Raw genomic sequence first — 15,753 nt, forward strand, 5'->3', positions numbered from 1 at the left:
TAACCAAACAGCTTTACGGCAAAAATCTTACGTCTTTAACTTATCTGTAGTAGTCGTGCCGAGGCTTCTGAATTTGTTTGTGCAGTACTCATCATTTTCACGTGCAATTCATACTGCCTAGCCAGCGTTAGCACGGAGGTAAACTCCTCGACCACACTCACATTGCTGGCTTCGAGAAAACCCGAGGTAACGGCTATGTTGGCGTCTGGCACTAAGGCGGCACCATCGCGCGTGCGCAAATAACCGCTCGGGTCTTTTTCGATATTTTGGCTGTCTGGGTTAACCAACCGAAGGCGATCAAGCTGTGCCGGTGTTTGTGGCCCCTCGCCGGCGGCAACAATGGTAATACTGCCGTCCAAACCAATGTCTATTTTTTCTTGCGGCGGTATCGTAATTGGGCCGCCGTTGCCTAGCACCGCCATGCCCTCGCCGTTGCGCAATACGCCGGTGGCATCTATTTGAAAATTACCCGCTCTGGACATCATTTCGCGACCGTCTGGCAGTTGAACCACAAAATAGCCAGCGCCGTTTATCGCTACATCCAATTCATTGCCGGTTTCATTTAAAGCGCCTTGGGTCAGGTCTACCGCTGGCGTTTCCGTTAACGCATAGGCGCGCGTCGGTAAACCGTCACCATAAAAGACGGGCATAGCCCTCGCCTGCGCGAGATCGGCTTTAAAACCCTGGGTATTAGCGTTGGCCAAATTGTTGGAGTGCGCTGTCTGCGCACGCATATTGTGCTTCGCACCGGTCATTGCTAAATACAAAACCTTATCCATATCCCCTCCTAACAAACGACAATTTTTTGCGCTTGTATTTCGTTATGAAGAGAATTGCAATTATGGTGCCAGAAATAGAAATACGCGGGGACTAAAGCAAGAGGATGAAACTAACCCAACCCTGGCGTTCAGCAGGATTGGGCTAGTCAAGATTAGCGCAGGTTAATAATGGTTTGGGTTACAGCGTCGGCTGTTTCTATGGTCTTTGCACTTGCCTGGAAATTCCGTTGGGCAATGATCAGATTAACCAATTGCTCCGATAAATCCACATTCGAGTCTTCCAACGCGCCGGAATTGATGATGCCCAATGCCGCGGTACCGGGCGTGCCAATCTGTGGGATGCCAGACTCGAAGTTTTCCGCCCACATGGTATCGCCAGCAGGTTGTAGGCCTTGCACGTTGGCAAAATCAGCGATGGCAAGCTGACCCAAAACCTGCGCCTCACCGTTGGTGAAGCGGGCAAACAAGACACCTTCGTCATCCAGATCAATGCCAGAAAGCCGCCCCGTGGTGTAACCATTCTGATCCACGTTATTCACGGCAAAGCTACTACCGTACTGAGAAGTGCCGTCCATAGAAACTTCCATGTTCGAACTGGTTGGCGGCTCGACAACCGGTAATGCGCCACCCTGTAGCCGGTTTTGCGGCCCAAGTGCGCCGTTTGGATTACCGTTGTCATCCAATGGCGTCCAGTTTGAAATTAAGATTTGGTCACTCGACGCGGTATCCAAAGCACCGTTGGAGTTAAAGCGTAAATTAAACGAGGCCTCAGTCGGCAACACGTTGCCGGGTGGTGGCAAGGTTGTGTCTGGGTCACCCACATCGACGCCGTCAACTTGAACATACATTAACCAATGGTTGGGAGACGTCGCTGGGTCATTGGGATCATAAGCTTGACGGACGAAATATTGGGTCATTATGTGACTATTACCCAATGAATCGTAAACATTCACTGACGTTGTATGGTTATAGGTGGTTTGGTCCGTAGGATCAAATTGATTAATGACAAAAGGCGTGAAGCTGGTACTGGTAAATGGACTGTATAAGCCAATCGCTGGCGGATTTGGATTGTTGAGGGTATAACCTTCATCAAGAATGAGATCAATTTCACCGCCCACCACCACGCCGTTTGCTGTCGCACTGGTATTGCCCACGGCGACGCCGTTATTACTGGGGTCAGCCTCTAAGGTTTGCGAAGGAACTGCGGCGTTACCGAGTACTTCTAGCGTATCGCCATCGGTAGTAGAGGTTATGGTGAAAGACAGATCATCGCCGATATTCGACGTTATAATAAGATCGCCGGTCGTAGCATCAAGCTGAGCCGTCACGCCAGGCAGGGTCGAGTTGGACAGGCCATTGATTTCTGCGGCTAAGCTTGTTAAATCATTCGACGTTAGCGGCACATTATTTAAATTAATAATCATATTGCCAGCAGCGTTTGAATAGCCGGCATTCACCAAGCGCGCCGTGGTTGTCGCCGTAGCGGTCACGCCGGCTAAGGCGTTCATCTCCGATGCAATTTCAGAGGCCGTTGCGCCAGCGGCACTAGTGTAGGTTACTGTTTGATCCGGCCCTACAATATCGATGCCTTGTTGCGGGTAACCATTATTGACCGCTGGGGTGCCGGAATTATCCTGTATGGTGCCAGCGCCAATTGCGCCAGCTAAACCCAAGGTACCAGCGTTGGCACTGGCGTTGGTCGCCGTTACTTGCGCCGCTTCACCACCTTGCAGCGCTTGAAACTCTAAATGAAAATTACCGCCACCATCGTCCACAGCCACAGCCAATACATCGATCGGTGTTTGAGGCAAGGTAGGCGAAAATATTTGCCCATTAATAACGCCTTCCAGTGTTCGAAGATCGTTAAAATTATTGATATTGGCCGGCACGCCGGAAGCGGTATTTAAGGTAATGGATACGGTGCCGTTGTTACCGGAACCAGCACCGGCTAATTGTAAATCAAAGGTAATGGTGTTGGCGTTGAAATCAAAGCCGGCGCCGGGCAAGGCAAAATTAGCTGAATCTACCGTGGAGGTTGTTGGCACTTGCAAGCCGGCCTGAGTTACGGCGATAGCATTGCCATCGGTTAGCAAAGTAGAGCCAGAGCGCTGCAGCACCGGCGCGTTTGCATCTAAATTTAAAGCGGAATCAACGAGCGTGGTTTGCCGCGGCGCCTGATTCCCGGTTTGGATTTGCATGTCGCCAAGAACGCCGCCAACAATGCCATTGATGTCGGCGCCAAAACCTTGCAGGCGGGCATTCGAGTTGGTAACGATATAGCCATCTTTATCGAGCCCAAAGGTACCGGCGCGGGTATACAACCTGTCGCCCCCCTGATCGACAATAAAAAAGCCCGCCCCACTAATCGCAAGATCCAGCTCATTTTCTGTGAAGCTGATATTACCCTGGCTAAATTGCTGAGATACCGCTTGTAACCGAACACCGCCGCCGATGGTATTTACCCCGGAGCCTAAAATGGTTGTCGCGTAGACATCACCGAACTCTGCGCGCGACGATTTAAAACCCGTGGTACTGGCATTGGCGATATTGTTGCCGGTGATCTTAAGGTCGGAGTTTGCTGCACGAATGCCGCTAAGAGCTGTGTTAAATGGCATTGTAATCTCCCACTAGAATACTAGTTAAATTGCTTTACATCAGACATTGCAACAGGGCCAATGCCAGCCAGATTTAAGGTCAGTTGACCGCCTGAACCAATCGTCACGCTATTCACGTTTGCACTTAAGGCTGTGTCTAACTGTGTCGGCTCGCCGTCTACACTCGCCATTACTTCAAACCGATAAACCCCGGCCGGAACGCCTTCGGGTTGACTGCTTTGCCAATCGAGCATTTCGCCGTTAGCCTCTAAAAACATACCGTCCCAACGAAAAACAACCTCGCCTGCCGACTGGTAACCAAGAGGAATGGACTCAACCAATGCGCCAGTTTCGCCGTAAATATTGATGGTCATGTCACTGGTTGAGGCGGGTAATTCAGCGCTTCCACTGACCACATTACCCAACTGCAAAGTGGCTGAATTTGTTGGCACTGTGACACTTCTGCCCACGAGTGCCGACGCCTGAAGCGCTTGATTAGACATCATGGCCGATGAGAAATTAGAAAAGTTAGAATTCAATTTTTCTATCTCCTCCAGCTCACTAAATTGCGCCAACTCGGCAATAAATGCCGTGTCGTCTTGAGGGCTCAATGGGTCTTGATTCTGCATCTTGACCATTAGCAGCTCGAGAAATTCAGCCTGACCCAACTCATTGCTTTTTGGCTTGTCGGTATTTTTTGATCCAATGTTCAGGTGATCTAAAACACTGCCAACATCACTGATACTGCTCATAGCGCTGCCCTCACCTACTGACCAATCGTTAATACGCGTTGCATCATCTGCTTCGCGGAGTTCATGACTTCCACATTGGTTTGGAAGCTTCTCGACGCGGAAATCATATTGGCCATTTCTTCAACCACATTAACGTTGGGGTAGAAGACGTAGCCCTCTTCATTTGCCAAGGGGTGATTGGGCTCATAGCGTTGCTGCAGCGGGGCATCGCTCTCGACAATACCTAACACCTGCACGCCACCCTCTACTTCACTAGGTGAGCCCATTAACAACTTGCCATTGGCTTGGTTAAAAGCCGTGGTAAATACGGGATGCCTGGCGCGGTAAGTTTGGTCGATACTCGAACTGGCCGACTCGGCATTGGCCATATTACTGGCCGTGGTATTAAGCCTAAGGCTTTGTGCGTTAAGGCCCGAACCTGCAATTGAAAATATGGAATCTAAAGACACGATTACTCTCCCCGAATTGCCGTCATTAGGCCTTTGAATTTGCCGTTTAGCATGGTGAAACTCGCCTGAAAGCCCAGTGCATTTTTCATGTAGGCGCTGTGTTCTATTTGCTCTTCCACCGTATTGCCATCAACTGACGGCTGGATGGGTGTGCGATAAAGCAGATCGTTTAAGCTGGTGATTGTTTGACCTTCGATATGACGGGCCTGGGTGTTTTCCAGCTCAAAAGTTGAGCGCTTTTGACCGGACAACTCTCGCGACAAAGCCGCCTTAAAGTCGAAATCACGGGCCTTGAATTGGGGTGTATCGGCATTGGCTAAATTATTGGCAAGCAGCTCTGCACGACTTGCTTTTAGCGCAAGAGTGGTTTCAAAAAATCCGGTTGCTTGTTGAAAACTAATCGCCATAACGCCCTCTGCTCTATCTTTGCTTTCAATCGGCTGTAGATAGGGTCGAACACTCCAATAGTGTCTTGCCTGTTACGCCTTCGCTTTAACACTCTAATAAGAATGCAACAGCTGTGCCAACGGCTGACACACGTATCAAGTAACTGATTTAATTAGAAAAAGGCAACCAATGACTTATTGCTGAGGGGAGTAAGTTTGGGCTAAGCGGCAACTTATTACCGCTGGCTAATCACGCTGTATGGCATCATTTTGCCCGGTACAGGATACCAGGGTTGCAGTGTACCATTTCAAAAAACTCGGATGCCCCGGCCAGGCCCTCGGAAGCACCTAAGAAAAGTACGCCGCCCGGGTTTAAGTTGCGGTGTATTCGTTTCAATATATCGAGCTTTAACTCATTGTTAAAATAGATCAGCACATTGCGGCAAAAGATAATATCGAAACTGCCTAGGCCGCCGTAGCTGTCTTGTAAATTCAGCGTACGGTAATTAATTCGACGGCTAACCTGCGCCTTAGCACGCCAGCTATCTTCCCCTAGCTGGTCAAAAAACGCATTTAACCGTTCCACCGACAAGCCGCGCATAACCGACATTTGATCGTAGGTAGCAGCCTTGGCAATTTTTAACATGCTGGGCGACAAGTCCGTGCCAGTTATATTGACGTTTACTAATTTCTTCGGACTAAGACGCTGATACTCTTCCACCGCCATGCTTATGGATAAGGGCTCTTGGCCCGAACTACAGGCAGCAGACCAAATATTGATACTGCTTTTTTGCCCAGCGAGCTCCGGAAAAATATGGCTTTTCAACATTTCAAAGGGATAAGTATCGCGAAACCAAAAGGTTTCATTGGTGGTCATGGCATCGATAACAATATCGCGCAAGGGCGAATATTTATTGCGCTCAAGTTCCTGAACCAGTTCACCCAAGTCTTTAAAGTTGTGGTGCGAAAGCAAGGGGCTGATACGTGTTGTGACCAAATACTGTTTACTTTCGGCTAGGTAAATACCGCAAGCATCGTGTAAGAAATCACGAAACTTGGTAAAGTGCGCGGAATCTAAAAAGGTTTGAGACAAGCCAATAATACTCATGTGGAAACAGCGCTGACAGTTTAACCCGGCAGCGCTGTTATTCTACGTTAATGACCAACAGGTTTATTCTTCATCCAACATACTTTCACCGCACATTGACTTCACTCGCTCATTAACACGCCGCGCCAGGTCGTCGGGGTGAAATTTAGCGAGGAAATCATCTGCGCCTACTTTTTTAACCATTGCCTGATTAAATACGCCGCTCAATGAAGTATGCAGGATAATATGTAGATCCTTTAACGCGGGGTTGCCACGCACTTCGGCCGTAAAAGTATAGCCATCCATTTCCGGCATTTCGATATCAGAAATCACCAACAGCAATTCCTGAGTCACGGTTTTCCCTGCCTCGATCAAGCTCTGCAGAAACTCCAGCGCCTCGCGGCCGTCTTTACATAGCGTTGTTTGCAGCCCCATAGATTCAATAACCCGTTGGATTTGCTTACGGGCAATCGTGGAGTCATCGACAATAAGCACATGTTTCTGCACCACCCGCTCGGCGATACCATCCTCAATCACACCGGCCGTAATTTCTTCGCTAATAGGTGAGACCTCTGCCAATATTTTTTCGACATCGATAATCTCTACCAGCTGCCCCTCTACCTCAGTGACGGCTGTGAGGTAGTTTTCGTGACCGGAGCCCTTTGGTGGTGGATGAATGTGCTCCCAATTCATATTGACAATTCGCTCAACCTTGCTCACTAAAAAGCCCTGAGTTGAGCGATTGTATTCTGTGATAATAACGAAACAGTTTTCGAGGTTTTTTAACGGGCCATGACCTGTTGCCAAGTTCATATCCATAATCGAAATGGTGCCGCCGCGAATATGTGCAACACCCCGAACCACCGGGTGGCGCTTAGGTATTTCATTCAGTGGCGGGCACTGCAAAACTTCCTTTACCTTGAAAACGTTGATGCCATACAGCTGCTTTCCCGCTAGGCGAAACAGCAACAGCTCTAGCCGGTTCTGGCCGACTAGCTGGGTTCGTTGATTAACGCTGTCTAAAACGCCTGCCATTACGGCCCCCGACCAATTCTTGTTGTGGTGTCAGTGTGGTGTCTGTGTATCAGTACCGCTATAAACATAGTTCATATAACTCAATTGCGCACAACGGCATACATGTTGCACTCAGCCTTATATAAACCCGAATACGCCAAATTACTGTCGTCTCGAGTTGTTGTCGGCATAAAGACAAACTCCTTGAGTGTTTAGCAAGCATAGGTCATAAATTCGTGAAATTATTGTTAGGTCTATTAAGCGCGCTCTTTATCCTCTTTACGTCAAGCCCTAGTGGTGGCGAAGAGCGCTGGCACCCTATCGACAATATTGCTAAAACGGTCGATACCGCACTGGCAAGCCATTACTTGGGGCTCTACCCGAACTACGATATTAAAATTACCGTCAACGCACCCGACAATCGCCTTAAATTCCATCAGTGTGACAAACAATTGACGGTGGACACGCAAAACCTGCCCGCTAGCGGGGGCAACGCAACGGCACAAGTGAAATGCGCTGGCCACACACCCTGGTCGCTCTATGTCTCAGCCACTATCGAGATATGGGGTAACGCCGTTACCGCCAATACCAGTATCGCCCGTGGGCAAGTTATCGACGAAAGCAGCTTAACCTTAGCCCGCACCAATATTGCCAGCATCCGCAAAGGTAGCTTGCTCAGCATTGAGGATGCCGAAGGGCTTGAAGCACGCCGCGCCATACGGCCGCATCAAGTGGTGAGAAGCCAAGATTTGATTGAACCATTAGTGATTCGCAAGGGCGACGCGGTCCAGGTTGCGGCGCTACTGGGTAGCCTCCGGGTGATAACCCCCGGCACGGCACTCGGAAATGGCCGCGTTGGCGAACATATATCGGTTACCAACAACCGCTCAAACCGAAAAGTTCGGGCTAAAGTTATCGCTGAAGGCCTTGTTGAAGTGCCTTTGTAAAGGGCTATAAGGTAGCGCGGCTATTGGATGCGCCGGATTTTAACCTTATCTGCCGACAACCTAGGTTAAAATCGCGCCCTGAGCTGACGCCCGTCGCGCCGGCGGTAAAAATAACGGTTAATTTCCACTAAAGATCTAGGTTGGCCTGCCGATAACCGAGCAAGAAAGGTTGATTTATATGAGAGCTTCGAGTCCAGAAGCCAGTAGGAGCCACGGTTTACGCAATATTGCATAATATTTCGTGGCGCCGTGAATCAGATCCAGCGTTTACATTTAGGGTTAAAAAAGGGTACGAGAGGTTCATATGATTATTGATCCCAAAGCTGGGCTAACGGGCCTTAGCAGCCAACAAAGCCAACGCGCTAGCCAAAAGCCCGAAGGCGAGAGCGGCAAAGCAGGTAAAACTGATGCCCCAAAATTGGATAGCGTCCAATTGAGCGACCAAGCCCATAGCCTGAAGCGCCTCGAAGACAATATTGCCGCAGCGCCCGCCGTCAACGAAGACAAGGTGGCCGCCTTGCGCGCCGCTATCGCCGACGGCAGCTATCAAATCAATGCCAATAGCATTGCCGAAAAAATGCTTGCCAGTGAAGGCATTTAAGCGATGACTTTTCTTCTGTAGGCATAGTTCTTGCTGCGCTTAGGTATTACTAGGCGCAATGAGGAACTGACATGGCCACCCCACTCCCCTTCAAAATTGCTCAAACTGTCCAACAAGAATTAAATGCGGCTAACGCACTTTTCGCGCTACTGCAGCAGGAATCAGATGCCTTAGGCAGTCGAGATACCCAATTGCTGGCAACAATCATTGAGCGCAAAAATCAAGAACTGGTCAATCTTGCGCAGGGTGCGAATAAACGCTTTGCCATTCTCACGGAACAAAAACTCGCCCACAATCAGCAGAATTGGATGCTCTTGTTAGGGCGCTGTAGAGATGAAAAATTACTCCAACAATGGCGCGCCTTGGAGCAACAAATTAAGGCCTGTAAACAAGAAAATGAAACCAACGGCAAGCTGTTGACCCGAAGCCAGCGGGTGCTTGCAAAACTCACGGGCGTGTTGCGTGGGCAAGTGGAAAATAATCAAGAACTGTACAACCGAAAAGGCAGCCATAGCGCCGCAAAGCGCAATTTAACCTATGCCCAGGCCTAGTAATCATGCCTGTTGATCATGAAGAAGCACTCGAGGCGCAGCACCTAAACGATGCTGAGGATATCTACCGGACCCTCAGGGCGCTGCAGCTACAAAGAAGTCTCCTTACCGTGACACTTGCCGGCAGTAAAAACATCGGCAGCAGCTTGGTGCTTGAGACTGAGCTAGATAGCCACACCCTGTACATCGATCAACTCAGTGATTCAGCGCTACAAGCTCAACTCGCGCCAGGCCAAACGTTGTTATTGCGTGCGAGTTACGGTGGCGTACAAGTGAGCGGGCTTTTCTCCATTATGGCGATCAGCCGCGATAGTGACGCTATTCAGCTCGCCTTTCCCAGCGAGCTGATGCACCGGCAAAGACGCGCCGCCTTCAGGGTGAATTTAACCGCACCACTCACCACCATCCAGCTTAAAGGGAAAGATAGAGCCGAGCCTCTTGAAGGCGTCATTGTCGATATCTCTGCGGACGGGCTTGCGGTTGAATTCGACAGGTTCGTACGCCCACCTATTATGCCAAGTGAATATTTCCAACATTGCCATTTCAGTTATAACGACGAGGAATGGGAACTAGGCCTGATAGCCAAACACCCCAGCTTCGATAAACAAACCAGTAAATACCGCTGCGGGTTCAGCTTTCGCAGCCTATCTTCGAGCCAGAGTAAATCCATTAATCAATGGATTCTCCAAACCCAGCGCTATAAACAAAAGCGAAGCGCACTTTACCCCAGGCCTAAGTCATAGGCATGAGAGATAAAGATCGTCTAACAATCTAAAAAAGCCACCTAAATAGCCACTCTTTTGTCGCTAAACAGAGCACTATGGCTCAGTTGAGCGATGCAAAAGTTACCGATAATTAACCTTAGGCGACACTTGAAAGACAAAATATCAGTCACAGCGCAATTTTTGAGCATTTAAGGTGCGTTATTAAACACTTCTCGCCTATTGCGGCGAGAGCGACATCCGGCCACGCCCTTGCTGTAGAATCCGCCCCCTTAAACCCCCAGCTTCATCGGAGCCTGTCATCATGTTGTTTTATCGTACTGCGTCTTTCTGCTTAGCACTGGCTGTCTGTTTTACCTCGCAATGGGTCTCAGCGAACACCAAAGCAGAGCTCACTGCAGCACTCAACAACACCCAAGCCAAACTGGAAAACAAAGAAACCAGTATTGCAACCTTAGAAAGTCGCCTTTCTAGCTATGCCAACAGAGAAACAGATGCGCAGGAAAAGCTCGAAAAAGCAAAAGCTGAGCTAACCGCTGCCCAACAAGAACTTACCCAAGCAAGAGCCTCCACCGGAGATGAAGCGGTGGTGCAACAAGAGCTCGCCCAAAAGAAGGTTGAACTTGCCTTAAACGGCTTGGAAAGCCGTAAGAAGCGCCTGGAAAGCACCTCAGAAAAGCTAACAAGCCTCAACACCGAACTAAAAGCCGCTCAGGCAGACCGCCAAACACTCAAAATTAAATCGGCCACACTGGAAACGCAGATTGCGGCAGTAAGAAATACGCCGAGCGCTCCCGCACCAAAGGCTACGCCAACGAAACCGGTTTACACAACTGCACCGGTCACGCCTACGCCGGCGCCCATCGCCTTAAAAGAACCCGAACCAGCGGTTAATACTGTAGCCGCTACCGTTCAAGCCGCCGTCGAGCCAGCGCCAGTCAAAGCCGATACACCGCCGACAGCCCAAGAGCGTTATGCGCGTGACGAGATGAAAGCCTTAGCGGCCAAAACTAAAGGCGCCGATACCTCAGGATACCGCCAGTTTTCTGAGCTCTATGTCGAGGCAAACAACAGGGACAAAGAAGAGCTCGAGTTCCTAGGTAATAACCAGTACTACGGCGAAGTTAAATTAACAGCGGGCAGTAATAAGTTAGAAATTCGCAACCGCACCTTTAAAGTCAACGTGCCGGACGACCAAGAAGGCGATATTTTTGTCGTCATCTACGATGCAGAAAACCGCCAAAAAGCGCGCTTTGTTATCTTTAATAAGAATCTTTTGAAATATTAAGAAAGAGCAGCTTACAGGACAATAAGCTCACAGTTTACAGGAAAGGGAAAAGCTGCAAGCTAAGTGCTTGTCGCTTTTAGTTTTTTAGAGGTCGAAGTGTCGAACCGGACCATCCGCCTTTTAGGGGTAGACCACCCAGCTTGTAGGGGGCGGCCCCCCGCCTTGTAGCCTGTCGCCTATTTTCCTGCCGCTGCCTCAACCTCACATCCTATTCGCTCTTTTACTAGGGCTACAAATTCACGCTGCACCGCAATATCCCCGTGAACGACACGCACATAGTTTGGCCCTTGCTCACAGCCAGCAATAAAATCGAGTAAGTTACGTTGATCGGCGTGGGCAGAATAGCCAGACAAGGTATGAACCTGGGCACCTATCGTCATTTTTTCATTGTCTAGGTAAACATAGCCTCCTTGACCATACTGCTGAATCGCACGACCGGGGGTGCCTCGCGCTTGGTAACCTACGAAGACGATATCCGTGCGCTCATCGGGCAGCAGCGCTTTTAAATAATTCATGATGCGCCCACCACTACACATACCACTAGCGGCAATAACAATCGCTGCCTCACCGGTTTGCACCAGGCGGTTAACTAAGCTCATGTGCTGATCGTGGGAATCGATAATAACGCGATTGGCAAAATCGAGTGGGTCTCTGCCTACCGCTAAGCGCCCTTGCGCCTCCTTATCCCACAAACCTTTGAGCCGGTCATAGTGGCGGGTAAATTTTGCCGCCATGGGCGAATCAATAATAATCGGCAGGCGCTCCCAAAGGGATGCAGAGCGCGGAGCCGCTTGCGCCATGCTGTGCATAATATCTTCAATTTCATAAAGCAGTTCTTGGGTGCGGCCGATACTAAACGCCGGAATCAAGGTTGTACCGCCATTGCGCAAACTGCGCTGTAGTATGTCTTTCAAATTGCGTTGACGCTGATCTCGTCCCTCATGCAATTTGTCGCCATAGGTGCTTTCAATGACCATTACATCGACGAATTTTGGTGGTATTGGCTCCGGCAGCAAAGGCGTGTGCGGAGCGCCCAAGTCACCGCTAAAAACAATGCGCGCTCGGCCTTCGCTGGCGCCTAAATCTGGGGCTATAGCCACCCATGGTTCAAGGGTTGGCCGAGGCACATCCAGCTCTACATAGGCTGAACCGAGAATATGACCTGCCCGCTGAAAACGCAGGCGAACTGGCGCGGAAAAATACTCTAAATAACACCAACGGTTATAAGCGATAGGCACCAATTGGCTTTTCAATTGCAACAGGAATTGCTCAATAATCTTGCGGTTACGGGTAACACCAATCTTGAGCGCGTCTTCAATCACCTCGGGCAGTAAAATCGCCGTTGCTTCAGTGCAATAAATAGGCCCGCGAAAGCCCGCCGCAATTATTGCGGGAATTCTGCCCACATGATCAATATGGCAGTGGGTAACAATAAGTACTTTAACCGCGTGAAGATCAAAACCCAGGCTAAGGGCGCCACCGTCTATCTCGGGTGGATCAGCCGGGTCAAGATCTCGCTCACTTGCCTCAGCCCCTTGAAACATCCCGCAATCAACCAAAAGCGACTCATGGGGTGATACAAAAAGCTCATGACAAGAGCCAGTGACGCCCGTTTTGGCGCCATGGTGAATTGGCTTCATTTTTAACATCCTTGTAAAAGCTGGTAAGGGTACAAGACAAGACGTTAGCTGTTAATAGTTAACATGAATCGCACGCTCGCTACCCGTAGCTTTTCTTGTGGCCTCTAGCTTATAGCTTATAGCTTGTAGCTTGTAGCTTGTAGCTTGTAGCTTGTAGCTTGTAGCTTGTAGCTTGTAGCTTGTAGCTTGTAGCTTGTAGCTTGTAGCTTGTAGCTTGTAGCTTGTAGCTTGTAGCTTGTAGCAAATATTCTACCCTCCGCCCTTCCTGTGAACTACCAACTGTTAGCCCCCCACTTTCGCCCTTCGTGTTAGCTGCCCATCCTGTTTACTGTCAACTGCTCATCCCTTGCAGCTTGCAGCTTGCAGCCCAAGTATTACGTCTATACTACGTTTTTAAAGGCCTATATAATCGCGCCTGACAACGATGTATCGCATGTAGGAGCTACAATCTTGCTGGAAGCACTTTTTAACGCCAAACGCCCCATCAAAAGATTTATCAGCCTAACCTACGATATTGTCGTTTTAATCGGCGCCTATTATTTTGCTAGCGCGTTGCGCTTGGGCCGTTTTGACATAACTTTTGGCCTCAACGAAATTTACGCACTCGCGACCACCTTATTGGTAGCAACTGCGGTGTTTATCCGGCTAGGTCTTTACCGCGCCATTTTACGCTACCTAAATACACAGGCCTTATCCTCAATCGCCATTGGTGTAGGCGCCGCAGCCGTCACACTAGCCGTAGCCAGTTTCTTCTTTAACGCAACCACGCCGCGTTCAGTGCCCATAATTTTTATGGTCATCGCTCTCATATTTGTTGGCCTGCCGCGCATGTTGATGCGCAGCATTGTCGCCCTAACAAATGGTAACACCAATAACGTCACCAACGTCATTGTTTACGGAGCAGGTGAAACAGGTTGTCAGCTTGTACGCTCCTTAGGTGCCACTAATTATCATGCTGTCGCCTTTATTGATGACGACAAATCGATCCAAGGCTCCGTTATTTACGGCCTTAAGGTGTACCCGCCAGAAGACATTAATGAACTGCTACACCAGCACAACGCAAAGATCACGCTATTAGCGTTAGGTGCCGCTGGGCGCCATCAAAAAAGCATTATAATTAAGCAACTCGAACAAATAGGTACTGCAGTAAAGACCATCCCACCTATCCATCAAATTGTTGAAGGTACGGCTAAAATATCTGATCTACAAGATGTTGCTATAGAAGATCTACTCGGCCGGGAACAAGTAGCAGCGGAACCCGCGCTGCTAAGCCGCTGCATTGAAAACAAAGTGGTTATGGTAACCGGTGCCGGCGGCTCAATTGGCTCAGAACTTTCCCGTCAAATTTTACGGCTAAAACCAGAAACACTTATTTTATTTGAAATTAGTGAATACAGCCTGTATGCGATTGAGCAAGAACTGATCTCAGCATGCACCATGCTTGGTAAAGCCTGTACAACAAAGATCATTCCCATTCTAGGCTCCGTGCAAAACCTACCCCATCTTAAGCAAACTATGCGCACGCTTAGCCCGCATACGGTTTATCACGCAGCCGCATACAAACACGTGCCCATGGTTGAGCACAACATTGTAGAAGGCGTAAAAAATAATATTTTTGGTACTTGGCACGCAGCACAAGCTGCTATTGACGCTAAGGTTGAGTCATTTGTTTTAATATCCACAGACAAAGCCGTGCGCCCAACCAACGTGATGGGAACCACGAAACGTATTGCAGAGCTAGTGCTCCAGGCCTTGGCGAAACATCAAAATAAAACACGCTTCACCATGGTTCGGTTCGGTAATGTACTTGGCTCTTCTGGCTCTGTGGTTCCACTGTTTCGCAAACAGATTAAAGCCGGCGGCCCTATTACTGTCACACATCCAGATATCATCCGCTATTTCATGACCATACCCGAAGCTGCCGAATTAGTTATTCAAGCGGGATCTATGGGCTTAGGTGGAGACGTGTTTGTATTGGATATGGGCGAGCCAGTAAAAATTGCAGACCTGGCCATTGAAATGGTTAAGCTTTCCGGCTTATCCGTAAAAAGCGCGGAGCACCCGGATGGCGATATAGAAATTGAATTCACAGGCCTTCGCCCAGGCGAAAAGCTTTTTGAAGAGTTGCTTATAGGCGATAACGTAAGCGGCACAGAGCACAAACGTATTATGCGAGCGGAAGAAAAATCTTTAACATGGAGTGAAACGGAATCTCTATTAACGGCACTAAACTCTGCTTGCTCAAAGTATGATGGCGAAGCAATTAAACACTTACTACTAAATGCGCCAGCAGATTATTCAGGGTCACTGGAATTGAGCGACCCACTTGCGAAGCAAAATTTAAGTCTTACTGGGCAGTTTACGCATTAAAATTAATAGAGACAAATGGCTCTTCTAGTTCACAGCATCACCACTACCACTTCCCGTAACGGTTTGCAGGATATAAGTAAAATAGGCTTTCACGGATAACGAATCAATCATCAACTTATCCGTTTCAGCAAGCAGTTTTGGGGTAGACATATCAATATTCTGAACTTGGGCTAAACCCGTTATACCGGGCCGCACGTCGTAAACTCCTAACTTACTACGCTCAGAAATTAACTCTTCTTGGTTAAACAAATTTGGGCGAGGCCCAACTAAGCTCATATCACCTTTTAGAACATTCCAAAGTTGCGGCAATTCATCGAGTTTTGTTTTACGTAAAAATGCGCCCATTTTTGTGATGGAGGCTGCACTCGCCAAATGACTGGCAACGGAGGCGGTATCAACCGACATTGTTCGAAATTTCACTAGAGTAAATGGACGTTGATTCCGCCCCACCCGCTTCTGTAAAAACAACGGTGAACCTGTGTCAAAAAGACCAAGAACAAAAACGACAAGCAGTATGGGAAAACCAACAAACAAACCTAAAGCAGAGAAAATTACGTCAAATATTCTTAACAC

General features: G+C 48.8%; 15 protein-coding genes. 6 read left to right on the plus strand and 9 right to left on the minus strand.

Annotated elements, in window-relative coordinates:
• Positions 1–35 precede the first annotated feature (35 nt).
• The 7 genes from QWY82_RS14245 to QWY82_RS14275 form a co-directional block, all read right to left on the minus strand.
• Positions 36–779, minus strand: a complete 744-nt coding sequence (locus QWY82_RS14245) for a flagellar basal body rod protein FlgF (protein ID WP_290263665.1) — start codon at positions 777–779, stop codon at positions 36–38.
• A 152-nt stretch (positions 780–931) separates the two neighbouring features.
• A complete protein-coding gene (locus QWY82_RS14250) occupies positions 932–3,394 on the minus strand; it encodes a flagellar hook-basal body complex protein (RefSeq protein ID WP_290263667.1) in 2,463 nt (820 codons plus the stop codon).
• A gap of 20 nt (positions 3,395–3,414) precedes the next feature.
• The gene (locus QWY82_RS14255) at positions 3,415–4,125 is read right to left on the minus strand and encodes a flagellar hook assembly protein FlgD (RefSeq protein WP_290263669.1); all 711 of its coding nucleotides are present in this window, start codon (positions 4,123–4,125) and stop codon (positions 3,415–3,417) included.
• Positions 4,126–4,139: 14 nt separating this feature from the next.
• Entirely contained in the window at positions 4,140–4,574 is a 435-nt protein-coding gene (flgC, locus tag QWY82_RS14260) for a flagellar basal body rod protein FlgC (protein WP_290263671.1), read from the minus strand.
• 2 nt (positions 4,575–4,576) lie between these two features.
• Positions 4,577–4,981 (minus strand): flagellar basal body rod protein FlgB, encoded by a 405-nt coding sequence (gene flgB / locus QWY82_RS14265; RefSeq protein WP_290263673.1) that lies wholly within the window; start codon positions 4,979–4,981, stop codon positions 4,577–4,579.
• A gap of 244 nt (positions 4,982–5,225) precedes the next feature.
• The gene (locus QWY82_RS14270; protein WP_290263675.1) at positions 5,226–6,068 is read right to left on the minus strand and encodes a CheR family methyltransferase; all 843 of its coding nucleotides are present in this window, start codon (positions 6,066–6,068) and stop codon (positions 5,226–5,228) included.
• 63 nt (positions 6,069–6,131) lie between these two features.
• Positions 6,132–7,082 (minus strand): chemotaxis protein CheV, encoded by a 951-nt coding sequence (locus QWY82_RS14275; RefSeq protein ID WP_290263677.1) that lies wholly within the window; start codon positions 7,080–7,082, stop codon positions 6,132–6,134.
• 215 nt (positions 7,083–7,297) lie between these two features.
• Between QWY82_RS14275 and flgA the strand changes: the two genes are divergently transcribed.
• The 5 genes from flgA to QWY82_RS14300 all read left to right on the plus strand — a co-directional run bounded on the left by flgA (position 7,298) and on the right by QWY82_RS14300 (position 11,170).
• Positions 7,298–8,008 carry a flagellar basal body P-ring formation chaperone FlgA gene (gene flgA / locus QWY82_RS14280; protein ID WP_290263679.1) on the plus strand — a complete coding sequence of 237 codons (711 nt, stop codon included), beginning with the start codon at positions 7,298–7,300 and terminating at the stop codon, positions 8,006–8,008.
• A 304-nt stretch (positions 8,009–8,312) separates the two neighbouring features.
• Positions 8,313–8,609 (plus strand): flagellar biosynthesis anti-sigma factor FlgM, encoded by a 297-nt coding sequence (gene flgM, locus QWY82_RS14285; protein WP_290263681.1) that lies wholly within the window; start codon positions 8,313–8,315, stop codon positions 8,607–8,609.
• 71 nt (positions 8,610–8,680) lie between these two features.
• The gene (locus tag QWY82_RS14290; protein WP_290263683.1) at positions 8,681–9,160 is read left to right on the plus strand and encodes a flagella synthesis protein FlgN; all 480 of its coding nucleotides are present in this window, start codon (positions 8,681–8,683) and stop codon (positions 9,158–9,160) included.
• Positions 9,161–9,165: 5 nt separating this feature from the next.
• Complete coding sequence (locus QWY82_RS14295; RefSeq protein WP_290263685.1) at positions 9,166–9,903, plus strand: flagellar regulator YcgR PilZN domain-containing protein; 738 nt, start codon at positions 9,166–9,168, stop codon at positions 9,901–9,903.
• A 283-nt stretch (positions 9,904–10,186) separates the two neighbouring features.
• Complete coding sequence (locus tag QWY82_RS14300; RefSeq protein ID WP_290263687.1) at positions 10,187–11,170, plus strand: hypothetical protein; 984 nt, start codon at positions 10,187–10,189, stop codon at positions 11,168–11,170.
• Positions 11,171–11,346: 176 nt separating this feature from the next.
• Here QWY82_RS14300 and QWY82_RS14305 read toward each other — a convergent pair whose 3' ends face one another.
• Positions 11,347–12,810: an MBL fold metallo-hydrolase RNA specificity domain-containing protein gene (locus QWY82_RS14305; protein WP_290263689.1), complete on the minus strand. Its 1,464-nt coding sequence runs from the start codon at positions 12,808–12,810 to the stop codon at positions 11,347–11,349.
• 450 nt (positions 12,811–13,260) lie between these two features.
• Between QWY82_RS14305 and QWY82_RS14310 the strand changes: the two genes are divergently transcribed.
• Positions 13,261–15,180, plus strand: coding sequence for a polysaccharide biosynthesis protein (locus QWY82_RS14310; RefSeq protein WP_290263691.1), 1,920 nt, complete (start codon positions 13,261–13,263; stop codon positions 15,178–15,180).
• A gap of 24 nt (positions 15,181–15,204) precedes the next feature.
• On the opposite strand, the gene QWY82_RS14315 is transcribed toward QWY82_RS14310, so the two are convergent.
• Positions 15,205–15,753: a sugar transferase gene (locus tag QWY82_RS14315; RefSeq protein ID WP_290263693.1), complete on the minus strand. Its 549-nt coding sequence runs from the start codon at positions 15,751–15,753 to the stop codon at positions 15,205–15,207.

Origin of the sequence: Simiduia curdlanivorans (genome assembly GCF_030409605.1) — a bacterium.
Lineage (GTDB): Bacteria > Pseudomonadota > Gammaproteobacteria > Pseudomonadales > Cellvibrionaceae > Simiduia > Simiduia curdlanivorans.